Annotated in this window: 12 protein-coding genes; 8 read left to right on the top strand and 4 right to left on the bottom strand. The window is 47.0% G+C overall.

Annotation, left to right across the window (positions count from 1 at the left end; translation table 11 throughout):
* Positions 1–22 precede the first annotated feature (22 nt).
* Complete coding sequence (locus C8R30_RS05580) at positions 23–1,516, top strand: helicase HerA-like domain-containing protein (protein WP_090667772.1); 1,494 nt, start codon at positions 23–25, stop codon at positions 1,514–1,516.
* A gap of 131 nt (positions 1,517–1,647) precedes the next feature.
* Here the strand turns inward: C8R30_RS05580 and C8R30_RS05575 are convergent, their stop codons facing one another.
* From C8R30_RS05575 to C8R30_RS05565, 3 genes are all read right to left on the bottom strand, one after another.
* Positions 1,648–2,859 (bottom strand): porin, encoded by a 1,212-nt coding sequence (locus C8R30_RS05575; protein WP_090667769.1) that lies wholly within the window; start codon positions 2,857–2,859, stop codon positions 1,648–1,650.
* A gap of 348 nt (positions 2,860–3,207) precedes the next feature.
* Positions 3,208–3,603 carry an RNA-binding S4 domain-containing protein gene (locus tag C8R30_RS05570; protein ID WP_090667766.1) on the bottom strand — a complete coding sequence of 132 codons (396 nt, stop codon included), beginning with the start codon at positions 3,601–3,603 and terminating at the stop codon, positions 3,208–3,210.
* A gap of 33 nt (positions 3,604–3,636) precedes the next feature.
* On the bottom strand, positions 3,637–5,097 hold the full coding sequence (locus C8R30_RS05565; protein WP_090667763.1) for an SLC13 family permease: 1,461 nt from the start codon (positions 5,095–5,097) through the stop codon (positions 3,637–3,639).
* A gap of 317 nt (positions 5,098–5,414) precedes the next feature.
* On the opposite strand from C8R30_RS05565, the gene glnA reads away from it, so the two are divergent.
* From glnA to C8R30_RS05530, 7 genes are all read left to right on the top strand, one after another.
* Positions 5,415–6,824: a type I glutamate--ammonia ligase gene (gene glnA, locus C8R30_RS05560; RefSeq protein WP_090667761.1), complete on the top strand. Its 1,410-nt coding sequence runs from the start codon at positions 5,415–5,417 to the stop codon at positions 6,822–6,824.
* 116 nt (positions 6,825–6,940) lie between these two features.
* On the top strand, positions 6,941–7,447 hold the full coding sequence (locus C8R30_RS05555; protein WP_090667758.1) for a DUF4124 domain-containing protein: 507 nt from the start codon (positions 6,941–6,943) through the stop codon (positions 7,445–7,447).
* Positions 7,448–7,453: 6 nt separating this feature from the next.
* Positions 7,454–7,882 carry a DUF4124 domain-containing protein gene (locus C8R30_RS05550; RefSeq protein WP_090667756.1) on the top strand — a complete coding sequence of 143 codons (429 nt, stop codon included), beginning with the start codon at positions 7,454–7,456 and terminating at the stop codon, positions 7,880–7,882.
* A gap of 87 nt (positions 7,883–7,969) precedes the next feature.
* On the top strand, positions 7,970–8,434 hold the full coding sequence (locus C8R30_RS05545; protein WP_090667754.1) for a methyltransferase family protein: 465 nt from the start codon (positions 7,970–7,972) through the stop codon (positions 8,432–8,434).
* A gap of 121 nt (positions 8,435–8,555) precedes the next feature.
* Complete coding sequence (gene sugE / locus C8R30_RS05540) at positions 8,556–8,867, top strand: quaternary ammonium compound efflux SMR transporter SugE (RefSeq protein WP_090667751.1); 312 nt, start codon at positions 8,556–8,558, stop codon at positions 8,865–8,867.
* A 384-nt stretch (positions 8,868–9,251) separates the two neighbouring features.
* On the top strand, positions 9,252–11,624 hold the full coding sequence (lon, locus tag C8R30_RS05535) for an endopeptidase La (protein ID WP_107789727.1): 2,373 nt from the start codon (positions 9,252–9,254) through the stop codon (positions 11,622–11,624).
* A 183-nt stretch (positions 11,625–11,807) separates the two neighbouring features.
* On the top strand, positions 11,808–12,278 hold the full coding sequence (locus tag C8R30_RS05530; protein WP_107789726.1) for a hypothetical protein: 471 nt from the start codon (positions 11,808–11,810) through the stop codon (positions 12,276–12,278).
* Positions 12,279–12,372: 94 nt separating this feature from the next.
* Here C8R30_RS05530 and chrA read toward each other — a convergent pair whose 3' ends face one another.
* Entirely contained in the window at positions 12,373–13,743 is a 1,371-nt protein-coding gene (chrA, locus tag C8R30_RS05525; protein ID WP_090667746.1) for a chromate efflux transporter, read from the bottom strand.
* Positions 13,744–13,794 lie beyond the last annotated feature (51 nt).

The raw sequence follows: 13,794 nt of genomic DNA, 5'->3' as shown, positions 1-13,794 counted from the left end.
TTAATCAATACATCATCTAATCATGGTCGATAAACTCACTATTGCGCAGACAGAAAGTGTGGCGCTTGATTTGTTACTTCCAATGGCCAGTCGACACGGTTTCATTGCGGGCGCCACTGGCACGGGCAAAACTGTGACCTTACAGCGCCTAGCTGAGCAATTTTCATTGGCAGGCGTACCCGTATTCATGGCGGATATCAAAGGTGATTTATCAGGTTTGGGCCAGGCCGGCGGTGGTAACGCGAAAGTAGAGCTGCGTGCTAAGGAGCTTGGGATATTACCCATTGAGTATGTCGGGTTTCCCGTAGTCTTTTGGGATGTTTATGGCAAAAAAGGACACCCCCTGCGTGCGACCATCACGGATATGGGGCCCTTATTGCTATCGCGTGTCCTGGATCTTAACGATACGCAAGCAGGTGTCTTGACAGCACTTTTCAAAGCTGCCGATAACCATGGCTGGCTCCTGCTGGATCTAAAGGATTTGCGAGCGATGCTCCAGTATGCTTCCTTGAATTCACAACAACTGGCAATCGAGTACGGCAATATCTCAGCGGCGACACTGGGCGCTATTCAACGTAAATTACTACAGCTTGAGCATGAGGGAGGCGAATATCTGTTTGGAGAGCCAATGCTCAATCTCACTGATCTTATGCAAATCGATACAGCGGGACGGGGGGTGATTAATATACTTTCGGCTGAGGTACTGCATCAAAATCCTAGATTGTACGCAACATTGTTACTTTGGCTTCTTTCCGAACTTTATGAGAATCTTGCCGAGGCGGGGGATCTCGATAAACCTAAGCTCGTGTTTTTCTTCGATGAAGCTCATTTGCTATTCAATGATGCGCCTAAAGCATTATTGGATAAAATCGAGCAGGTAGCCCGTTTGATCCGTTCAAAGGCCGTTGGCATTTATTTTGTAAGCCAAAACCCGCTGGATATTCCCGACATCGTTCTTGGACAGCTAGGCAACCGTATTCAGCATGCGTTACGTGCATTTACTCCCCGAGACCAGAAATTGGTTAAAGCTGCTGCACAGACCTTTCGTTCAAATCCTCGTGTCAATGTTGAGGAAGCCATTACGGAACTAGGGGTAGGTGAAGCCTTGGTTTCTTTTTTAGATGAGAAAGGGCGTCCCCAACCAGTGGAGATAGGCAAAATCTTACCACCTAGGAGCCGTATCGGGGCTATATCCGATCAAGAGCGGCAAGAAATAATCCATGATTCGGCTTTCTATGGTTATTATGAGGAAATGGTTGATCGCGAATCTGCTTATGAGATTCTGAAAAAGCAGGTCGAAATGAAAGTGGGAGAGGAGAGCGGGGCTGGAATTGATCGTGAATTTGATTGGCGCGAGATATTCAGTAATAAAACCGATACTCGACGTTCGAGACGTCAACCGCAAGGTCTTATCGAAACAGTAGCTAAAAGTGCTGCAAGAACTGTAGGGACTGAACTTGGCCGTCAAATTTTACGGGGTGTACTCGGTTCTATCTTGGGGAAGTCTCGTCGTTGATCGTGGTATTTATTGTGAAGTTGGCTGAACCCCTGGATAGACGCTAGCAGTACCTGTCTTTTTCCTTTTTCTTGTATTTCATAATAAAAAAGGACACCTAGAGGTGTCCTTTTTGTCGGTTACAGACTAGATTAGAAGTCGTGACGTAAGCCTACTGAGTAAACATTACGATCGGTATCACCTACTACATTTTTATCTTTAACCCAAACGCGTTGGTAACCACCGAAAAGGCTGGAACGTCTGCTCAAATTGTGAATAACACCAACGGTGATATTTTCGACATCTTTACTAGCAGCGCCACCAGCGAGGCTTTTCGCTCTGCTCATACCGCCTTGTGCGACCAACATGGTGTTTCCAATCGTGTAATCCGCGCCTGCGAACCAGAGATAGCCATCACCATTGGCATTCATGGCTGAATTACATTGACCGCGACCATCAAGTGACCCTGAGGTTTGACCACCAAAGAATGCATTAGTAGCTGCTTGCCCAAAAGCTGCAGCAGAAGTACAGGAAGCTGCGCCACCTAATGGATTGGCATTGTTGATATATTCATACTGTCCGCGAATACGTAGATCAGCAACTGAGATCAATGCGCCACCACGCCATATTTCCTCGTCATCTCTTATACCAGCCAATGATTTCATGCGATCACTGACGTTATCACGTGAATAACCGCCAAAAATGTCAAGTCCGATCGCATCGAATTGCCCGCTATACTTACCTGCGACCTGGAAATCCCACTCACCATCTTCACCGCCAGAGTAGCTATTGTTGCCGAAAATTGGATCCAGTTTTCTGGCATCACCCGGCATCAACAAAGCAGACATCGAGAATCCTTCGACCACTTGCGAATCGTAACGGACTGCACTGTTAACGAAGCTGTTATCGCCTGAACCTAAGCCATTTTCTGAAGCCACCATCAAGCCACCGCTACCATTGGCATGTAAACTGGTATAGGCAAAAGGATCTATCGTGTGTCCACCAGCAAAGTCTTTGAAGGGTGATTGAACCCGGCCAAATTTGATTTCACCCCAATGATCACCACCTAATCCAACCCATTGTTCCCGAGAGGTCTGGGTGGTGCCTGCACCAGGATTGAAGCCAAACTCGACACGCCCTAAAGCTCTGAGGCCCATTCCTAAATCTTCAGCAACTTGCAAACCCCAACGAGATTGTGCCGCATCGTCCAGGACGCCAGTTTGAGCGCCAAAACGATCGATATCGACAGTAGCGTATTCACCTTGGATACGACCAAAGATGGTGACATGTGTACCTGATGCCGAGGCAACTATCGGTGCTGCCAGTGCGCCTGCTACTACTAACGCAACCAGTTTCTTTTTCATTTGAAACTCTCCTTTAAAATTAAAACGACAGGGATCGTCATGCTTACAGTCTATCAATTTCATTCTTATCGAACGTTTTTCATTATCCAGACCTTTCGAACTGGAAAGGTTAGGCAGATTGTGCCCAACACCAATCTGAGACGCAACAAAAAACCACTTTTTTCTCTATTTCAAGCAACATTATGTTGTTTTTGTGCAACATAAAAATCATTTCTTTATAAAAGGATAGGTAAAAGCATTTCTGTTTGCATAATTACTATCCCAGACGTAATTCTTTTTTCAATGAATGAAGTTCGTTTGAGGAAAGCTTTGATCGAAAATCTAGCGTCTACTTGTTCCGCTGCGTGTTTATTCCTGATTTCTGAAACGCTCTATTTCGCGCCTGTCGCGTTTGGTGGGTCTACCTTTGGTATAAAATTGCTGCGATTGCACTTTGATTTGCTCTGTAAGTTTCTCGCGTGCTTTACGGCTTTCATCGGTTTCTTGATATAGTTTCTGCGCTTCCGTTGCTGAGCTTCGCTTATTGGACAATGCCAGCACTTCGATCTCGTACTGGTAGGGTCCAATCCGTATCATGAGCTTATCTCCTGTCGCCACGGTTTTGGAAGGCTTGACGCGCATTCCATTGATTTGTACCTTGCCACGTTCTACAGCATCCGCCGCAAGCGATCGAGTCTTGAAAAAACGGGCTGCATGAAGCCATTTGTCGATACGGAATTTCTCAACATCGTTTTTCGTCATCATTTGCTTTTGAGTGTCAATATGTTGCCTGATCGATTATCCAAATAGTCTCGGTACGATCAAGTAAGATATTCCCGTCAGTACGGCAATGCCAATCAGATTTAATTTAAAGCCGGCATGCGCCATCTGAGCAATAGCTACATGGCCAGTTGCGTATACCACGGCGTTGGGTGCTGTCGCTATAGGCAGCATAAAGGCACAACTTGCAGCGAGAGCGGCAGGTGCAATCAATAGCATCGGCTCGATTCCGTGTGTCATTGCCAGTGCGCCGAGAATAGGGAGCAGCGTCGCGGTAGTGGCTGTATTGCTGGTAAGCTCGGTGAGAAAGATGACCAGTGTAACGAGCCCCAGCATAATAAGAAATAACTCGAGGTTGGCTAAAGCAGCCAAACTGTTACTTAGCCAGCCAGCCAAACCTGTTTTCTCGATAGCGGCAGCGAGACTTAGTCCTGCGCCAAAGAGTAATAATACACCCCAAGGGATTTTATTCGCACTTTCCCAATCCAGTAGAGCAGATGTTTTTTGTTGTGCGTGGCCAGAAGGAATGAGAAACAGCATGACTGCACCGCCAATGGCAATCATGGCATCATCCAGCCAAAGAAAAATACCAAAGTGCTGCTGCACGGGAATGCGGAAGATCCATGCAATGGCAACCAACAGAAAGACGATAGTGAGTCGTTTTTCAGGTTGTGTGAATTTGCCCATTTTGTCCAATTCATCAGTGATGATGCGCTGCGATAGATGAATGTTTTTTCCGTCGAAAGGATAGGCCCACTTAGTCAGCATCCACCAAGTCAGCGTGATCATGATTAAGACAACCGGAATTCCCAGCAGCATCCATTCTAGGAAACTGATTTCTATACCATAGGTTTGCTTCATGTAACCCACCACTAGTAAATTGGGTGGCGTGCCGATAATGGTTCCTAGCCCACCAATGCTGGCTGCATACGCGATCCCTAAAATCAAGCATAAAAGGAACTTTTCGTGTTCCTTGGTTTTTGTGATGTCTGAGGCTAAGGAAAGTGCAATGGGCATCATCATGATAGCGCTTGCGGTATTGCTGATCCACATGGAAAGGAGGGCTGTTGCTCCCATAAAACCCGCTATGATTGCCTGTGGGCTCGTTCCAATGCGGGACAAGATTTTTAACGCCAAGCGCCTGTGCAGATTCCACTTTGTCAACCCAGTCGCAATGATAAAGCCGCCAAATAATAAAAAAATAATTGGCGCAGCGTAAGGTGCGGTGCTTTCTCCCGTCGTCAAGATACCGAAAGCAGGAAAGAGTAAGATGGGTAGCAGTGATGTAATCGGTATGGGTAAAACTTCCGTGGCCCACCATGCTGCAAGCAGCATTGCAATACCGGCGGTGTGCCATGCAAATACAGTCATGTCGGTGGGCGCAGGCAAAATAACGGTCATCATCAAGCAACCGAGGCCAACAGTAAAACCGATACGTTTGGGTATCGTCGAAAAAGGGTTGCCAGTATATTTTTTCATCACAATGACAAAATTACAGGATTCTTTCTTTATAATTAGCGAATCATTGGAACTGCAGTTTGAATATTAATTTTTGATGAGCTGAAGAAGAAGTGGAGCAAACGAATAGGGATGCTACCACTTGCTAATTTACCTTGCTTGAAACAAACGTTCCAGGAAAAATATGTTGGGTATGAGTCTGGGCAGTGCTGCCTAAGCATAGTAAGCGACGGAATCCGCGACTTGCGTCTCGTACAGATGCCGTGCTTCCCGACATTCTACTACACAAATTTTCTTAACCCGCTTTCACAAACCATAATGCCTGTCTGGAGATAACAATGGTGGTAGCAGATGTTTTAAAAAAGATTCAAGACCATGAAGTTAAATTTGTAGATCTGCGTTTTACCGATACGAATGGCAAGGAGCATCATGTGACGGTGCCTGCACATGCGTTTGATGCGGACAAATTCGAGGATGGACACGCGTTTGATGGTTCTTCGATTGCTGGATGGAAAGGGATTCACGCCTCGGATATGTTGCTAATGCCAGATCCCGATACCGCGACTATGGATCCATTTATGGATGAAGCTACCTTATTTCTGACCTGCGATGTCGTTGATCCTTCAGATGGGCAGGGTTATAACCGTGATCCTCGTTCGTTGGCTAAGCGGGGTGAAGTTTATCTCAAATCGACGGGTGTGGGCGATGTTGCTTATTTTGGTCCTGAGCTAGAGTTCTTCATTTTCGATTCTGTTCGTTGGCAAGTTAACATGTCCGGCTGTTTCTTGGAAATCGAGTCTGAGGAAGCGGCCTGGAGTTCAAAAAAGAAATATGAAAATGGCAATATTGGCCACAGACCCGCCGTCAAAGGGGGGTATTTTCCAGTGCCTCCCGTCGATTCATTGCATGATATTCGTTCGGCAATGTGCCTCGTTCTGGAAGAAATAGGAATTCCGGTAGAAGTTCATCACCATGAAGTTGCCAATGCAGGGCAATGTGAAATTGGCACCCGATTTAATAGCTTGGTGAAGCGCGCTGACTGGAATCAGATACTGAAATATGTGGTGCACAACGTTTCGCATTCCTATGGTAAAACAGCTACATTCATGCCTAAGCCCATCGTCGGTGACAATGGCTCTGGCATGCATGTGCATCAATCAATCTGGAAAGATGGCAAGAACCTGTTTGCGGGAAACGGTTATGCAGGCATGTCAGAGACCGCGTTATACTACATTGGCGGTGTTATCAAGCATGCCAAGGCATTGAACGCGATTACCAATCCCGGGACCAACTCCTATAAAAGACTTGTAGCCGGTTTCGAAGCACCGGTCAATATTGCTTATTCAGCAAGCAACCGTTCCGCTGCTGTGCGAATTCCTTATGCCAGCAACCCGAAACAACGACGCATCGAGATACGATTTCCCGATCCGATCGCCAATCCCTATCTGGCTTTTACTGCATTGCTGATGGCGGGGCTTGATGGCATACAGAACAAAATTCATCCTGGCGATCCTATGGATAAAAATCTGTATGATCTTCCTCCCGAAGAAGCCTCTAAAGTCCCTAATACCTGCAGCTCTCTGGAAGAAGCATTGGAAAATTTGGATAAGGACCGGGAATTTCTAACCCGGGGGGGCGTATTTTCAAATGACATGATCGATGCGTATATCGCACTGAAAATGGAAGAAGCCATGCTTTATCGCACTACAACTCATCCGATCGAGTTTTCCATGTATTACAGTTTGTAAAAAACGGCAAATTTTAGTCGCTTATTTCTTAATTGAATCAACGGTAATTAACCGAAAATCTAGTTTACCGTCATTTTCTTTGGTAGTAGTTAGATTGATTAGTTGGGAGATTAACGATGAGGCAGAGAGATTTCATACTTTCCGCGCTTACGGCGATTACTGCATTGCTGGCTTTGTTAGCGGTTACAACAGATGTGAGAGCGGGAATTTATAAATTGGTGGATGAAGATGGCCGTGTGACTTATACCAATACGCCTGCAAGAGGTGCGCAGAAACTCCAGTTTGGTGCACCAGAAGCGTTTGGGTCAAGAGCCGCTGTAAAAGCTGTGGTGACAACACCTCCAACCTCAATGGGAAATTTTCCTAAAGTAAGCGCTATTCAGCAAAAACGGCGGGATGACCAGCGCCGTCAAATTCTCGAAAATGAATTAGCCGAAGAAACGAAACGCTTGCTTGAAATGCAACGCGCACTAGATGATGCAAAAAGAAGCTTGCAGGTACAGGCTGATTCAACCATGGCGGGTTCTTTATCCGATGATGAACGAATCACGCAATTACGTAAACAAGTTGCATCGCATGAACGCAACGTGATGGCACTTCGTACCGAATTAGAGAAGCTTTAGTGAACAATGAAAAAAGTCATTTTATTCTTCGTATTTATTCTGTCTAGTTTTGTCTGCTCTGCACAATCAGAGGTTTATAAGCGAGTAGATCAAGATGGCCATATTATATATTCCGATATACAGTCAAAAGGAGCGGACCCAATTGAATTACCTGAGCTAACTGTATTGCCTGCACAAAGTACTGAAGTTTTATCGGCTAAAAGCGAAACGATCGCTGCGGAACGGCAACATGAAATTATCGACAAGACAGGCGATGTGGCTACAGATCAAATGATGGGTAGCGGAGCAGCTCAATTGGACCACACAACTCAGGCAACAACATCGCAAATGAGCGATTATGACCGCGTGCAACAGCTCATAGAAGATATAGAGCTGTATGAGGATAATATCGAAGCGCTTGAAATAGAGCTTTATAATTTAGGAGGTGGTTATTGAGCGATGTTGAAACAGACACCCTGTAAGCATAAAGCAATTTATCGTTTTGTAATTTTTTCGTTTTAATGCAATATCAGCTTAAAACCCATGAGCAGCAAGCTTGAACTCAAAATTCCACCCCTTGTCGTACTGGGGCTGAATGGTGTCTTTATGTGGTTGGTTGCTGATTATGTTCCTGAGTGGACCTGGATAATTCCGGAAGGGACTGTCATCGCGATAGCTCTAGGCGTAGCGGGGACAGCGCTCATTTTGGCAGGGGCTATTGCGTTTAGGGCAGCCAAAACGACTGTCAATCCCCTGCAACCCAGCAATGCTACCGCTGTTGTTACCAAAGGAGTCTATGCAATCAGCCGTAATCCCATGTATTTGGGGTTCTTGCTGATTTTATTATCTTGGGCAGTCTATTTATCAAATGCGATTTCTTTTGCAGGATTGTTTGCATTTGTTTGGTATATGAACCGTTATCAGATCTTCCCCGAGGAGCGAGCATTGCTTGCAAAATTTGGCGAGGAATACGCAATTTACAAGAGAAATGTGCGTCGGTGGTTGTAGTCGATCAGATAGATCACATTCGAGCCTATTTTAGGCTCCTCGAATTCATTATTCGTAGTTTAGAGGACCTCGCTACGCTGCAACCATCGGGGACAACCCCATCATTCTGAAAGGAAACGCCATGGCATGGGGCATTCTTATATTGGCTGGTTTGTTTGAAGTGGGATGGGCGATCGGATTGAAGTATACCGAAGGATTTACCCGTTTCTGGCCATCTCTTTGGACGGTACTCGCGATCGTTGCAAGCCTATGGCTGTTGAGTGTCGCAATGAAATTTCTTCCAGTGGGAACAGCCTATACTATCTGGGTGGGCGTAGGTGCAGTGGGGACAGTTATCCTAGGCATCGTGTTGTTTGATGAACCTATCAATACGTTGAGAATAGTCAGCATCGTGTTGATCGTGGCAGGTATCATCGGCCTCAAGTTAGCTTGAGAAGTATTCCTCATTGATCAAGCACCCAAAAATACCCAACGGGCAGTATTGCCTGGTGAAAGGTAAAGTTCTCGTATGTTCCTGACGACATTTTAAATTTGACAGAAGCTATAACCGCTCTCGTTATCAAAGGGTAGTCCACGCGTAACATTTTAGACATGCTCAGCAAATGAAAACGACTGCTTATTCTATTACGTTTGGGCGATACCTTTATTTAGGAAATATCGGTAATAACGAATCTTGGGTCGGTAACTTCTTTGTGCAGCATTTACTTGTTTTCTACATATTTGACAACATATAGGGTGTTCAGTACATTTCATCTGAACGCGGGAAGATGGTGCAGATGAAGATTCACTTCTTATTTCCCTTATGGAGAAACTGATCATGGAACAGCCAGCCATAGCCAAGTTCGAATTGCCCGAAGATGTTATCGCGCTCATCCCCATGCGTAACGTGGTACTTTTTCCGCACGTTCTCATGCCGATAACTGTTGGACGGGTTAAATCAATCGCTGCGATTGAACATGTGCTGCAATCGAACTCTCCTGTCGGTATCGTATTGCAGCGGGATCCTTCGGTTGATGATCCGGACTTAGCCGAGCTGTGTTTGACTGGCACGATGGCCAGGATCGTTCGTCATATCACTTCAGCGGATGGAACACAGCATGCCGTTTGCCAAGGAATAGAGCGTTTCCAAATCAAGGAATTGGTCGAAGGTTATCCTTTTTTGGCTGCGCGCATAAGTCATATCGAAGAAACCACTCAACCCTCCACGCAAGCGGAAGCGCTTGCCGTACAAGTACGTGAACGGGCAACTGAAATTCTATCGCTATTGCCGGGTATCCCAGCAGAACTGGGACATGCATTACAAACGACACGGGCACCCTCGCAGCTTGCCGATATTACCGCCAGTTTGCTCGATACAGAAGTCAGCGAAAAACAGGCACTGCTTGAAACGATCAAAATCGAAGAACGGCTGCAAAAGGTTCTCGAGATTTTATCTCACCGGATTGAAGTTCTGCGGTTATCGAAAGAAATCAGCGAACGAACGAAAGAGCAGATGGAGGATCGCGAACGCAAGTATCTTTTGCGCGAACAATTAAAGGCGATCCAGAAAGAGCTGGGTGAAGATGGTGATAACGATCAGGAAATTGCTCAGCTAGATGAAGCGATCACCAAAGCAGGCATGCCTGAAGAGATCGAAACTCAAGTCCGGAAGGAACTTCAGCGATTACGTCGTATGCCCAGTGCATCAAGCGAGTATTCGATGTTGCATACTTATCTGGACTTGATCACAGAACTACCCTGGCAGCTACCGGATGAATCACCGATCGATCTCAATGCTGCACGTGATATTCTTGAAGCGGATCACTTCGGTTTGGAACGCGTAAAGCAACGTATTATCGAGTTCCTGGCAGTACAAAAATTGAAACCTCAAGGGCGTGCACCTATTCTATGCTTTGTCGGCCCGCCAGGCGTAGGCAAGACATCGTTGGGACAGAGTATCGCCCGTGCCTTACAGCGGCCTTTTGTGCGTGTGTCGTTGGGTGGAGTGCACGATGAAGCGGAGATGCGCGGTCATCGCCGTACCTATGTGGGCGCCATGCCTGGTAATATTATTCAAGGATTGCGTAAGGCAGGTGCACGTAATTGCGTCATGATGCTCGATGAAATCGATAAGATGACAGCCAGTGCACACGGTGATCCTTCGGCTGCATTACTCGAAATCCTGGATCCGGAGCAAAATTCGACTTTTCGTGATAATTACCTCGGCGTGCCGTTTGATTTAAGTAGGGTGATTTTCATCGCTACCGCCAATGTAATCGATCATGTCTCACCACCGGTTCGCGATCGTATGGAGATCATCGATTTGCCTGGCTATACGCGTGAAGAGAAACTTCAGATCGCACTGCGTTATTTGGTGCAACGCCAGCGAGAAGCCAATGGTCTGCGCGAGGATCAATGTGAGATGACAGTCGACGCGCTGGATAGCCTTATTGCCAACTATACGCGAGAAGCGGGCGTGCGCCAGCTTGAACGTGAAATCGGTCGTATCATGCGTCATGTCGCCTTGCGAGTAGCAGAAAACACACACCTGCAAGTGCGAATCGATGCTCCCAATCTAGATGCCATCTTGGGGCCTGCTAAATATGAGTATGAAGTCGCCTCGCGTACCAGTCTACCTGGCGTTGCGACCGGCCTGGCATGGACGCCGGTGGGAGGCGATATCCTGTTTATAGAGGCGACGCGTGTGAGTGGGAGTGGACGCTTGATCCTTACTGGGCAACTTGGTGACGTTATGAAGGAAAGTGCACAGGCGGCTTTGACTTTAGTCAAGGCGCGCGCCAATGAACTGAATATTTCAGCATCAATGTTTGAAGGGATCGATGTGCACTTGCATGTCCCGGCGGGCGCGATTCCAAAAGATGGACCCAGTGCAGGAGTGGCAATGTTCGTAGCGCTGGCTTCTTTGTTTACCAATCGACCGGTGCATCATGAAGTCGCAATGACCGGTGAAATTAGTCTGCGGGGATTGGTGCTGCCTGTCGGGGGCATTAAGGAAAAAGTGCTTGCAGCACAAAGGGCAGGGTTAAAGAGCGTGCTTCTACCAGCCCGTAACCAGAAGGATTTGCGCGATGTGCCTGAAGCAGCCAAATCTGCCATCCAGTTCATTTTTTTGGAAACTGCGGATGATGCTATTCAAGCCGCGCTTGCACAGACTGGGCAGCATACAAATTCAGAACTGAAGCTGGTTTGATGTTAAAACATGCCCTAAGTTGTTATCCCGATCTACTTAAAATGAGGTGGAGATCAAGTTTTATGAATTTTTGGTTTGAAAGATTATCTTATGATTAATACTTGAATTACGGAATACACAAATGAATATAAGCCATTTGGATTTGTGTATCGATTTGACAGTGGGGCGGAGGAGGGGACACGCGTGGAGTCTTTGGTACTTTGGAAATATCTCGATAATGTATGGATATTGGCTGGCTTAGCATTAGTCATATTAGTCTGTTTATTAAAGTTGCTCTCGGTTGGTAACCTAAGCGATCAAAAAACAAGGCGGCAAGCATTCAAGGGGATTAATTATTTATTCGTATTGGGTATTACCGGTATGGCACTTGGTACGCTGTTTTCACAGTACGGTGGCTTTGCCCCTTCTCAGCAAACCAATGCCGATTTATTCGGTACACAAACTATACCTAACCAAGAGTTGATCGATGCCCAATCCCAATCAATCAGCCACGATACGGGTAGTGCATCAGGCGCTGAAGGGTTTAATCCGCTGTTTCACTCACTTCCTGACCGTACGCGATCGGAGCGCCCCCACCCTTCCAAACAGAAAACCCATGAGGACCTTGAGAGCATGGCCGATATTAGCAATGAAACGCCTTATTATGAAGAATAATAGCAACAAAGCGAGTAAGACAGCCTATGAGAGCGCTTTTCCAATCGTCTGTCGGTAGATGGCAAGTCGATCCCGACTGGTGAATCGATGTAACTCAGAATAACCAAGGGTATATCAACAAAACATAACCGATTCCAGTGAGTGAAGCGACGCCAAGCGTGAGAATCATATTCCACTTTAGTTTGAACATTGCAAAGAAAGCACCCAAGGCAATCACAATCGAAGCATAGTCAGCGCTTGCCCACTCAGGAAGCAGCAGACGCAAACCAAATCCGCGCCATTCTTCCACATGGCCGAACGCGACATGCGCCGCAAACCATATCGCCAGATTGAGCACAACACCGACAACGGCCGCAGTAATCGCCGAGAGTCCGGCGGAAAGCAGTTTATTGTCGCGCAGCCGTTCAATATAAGGTGCACCGAGTAATATCCACAGAAAACATGGAACAAACGTGACCCAGGTGGTGATAACCGATGCCATGGTGGCTGCCATGAGAGGGTCGAACGGGTCGGGATTACGATAGGCCCCCATGAAGCCTACGAACTGAACGACCTGAATCAACGGGCCAGGTGTCGTTTCGGCCATGCCAAGTCCATCCAGCATTTCGCCTGGCTGTAGCCAGCCATATACTTCTACGGCCTGTTGAGCCATGTAAGCAAGGACGGCATAGGCGCCTCCAAAGGTGACGACCGCAGCCTTGCTGAAAAAAAGGCTTTCGACAAACAGCACGTGGCCAGAGCCTAACCAGGCAAACAGCAAAGCAATGGGTACAAACCAGATTGCAAGCCAGAGGGCAGTAACGCGGATAGCCCGCCCCCAAGTCGGTTGCGTGTGGTTTATCTGGTGATCATGAATCACGCTATTTCGCTCTTCTGTGGCTGCCTCGTGACCGTGAATCACGCAAAAGTGCTTTGGCTGGGCATGGCCACCGATGAGCCCAATCAGGCCAGCTGCCAGCACGATCAGTGGGAACGGTAATTCAAGGAAAAATATCCCGACGAAAGCGCAGGCAGCGAGAATCACCATGGTGCGATTTTTGAGCACCTTCCGTCCAATACGGAACACGGCTTCCACCACGATGGCGAGTGTGGCGGCTTTTAAACCGAAGAACAGCGCCGTAACCAACTCCGTTTGCTGGTAAAGTGCATAAAGAAGGGAAAGCACGAAAATCGACAGAAATCCTGGTAAGACGAACAAGGTGCCAGCAACGACGCCCCCGCGCCAACCGTGTAGCAACCATCCAATGTAGATGGTAAGCTGCTGCGCTTCAGGCCCCGGTATGAGCATGCAGTAGTTGAGCGCATGTAAGAACCTGCTTTCACTGATCCAGCGTTTCTCCTCTACCAGGATGCGGTGCATGATGGCAATCTGGCCGGCCGGCCCACCGAAGCTCAGCAAGCCAATTTTCAACCAGGTATGAAACGCTTCTTGGTAACTTATGCGATGGGAGCGAGCGCTTGGCATTGATGGGGTGAGGTATGTTGGGCCTGGTTTATGGACAGTTTTCTATTGCTA

The organism is Nitrosomonas nitrosa (assembly GCF_003051105.1).
GTDB lineage: Bacteria > Pseudomonadota > Gammaproteobacteria > Burkholderiales > Nitrosomonadaceae > Nitrosomonas > Nitrosomonas nitrosa.
This window is presented reverse-complemented; position numbering and strand designations above follow the sequence as displayed.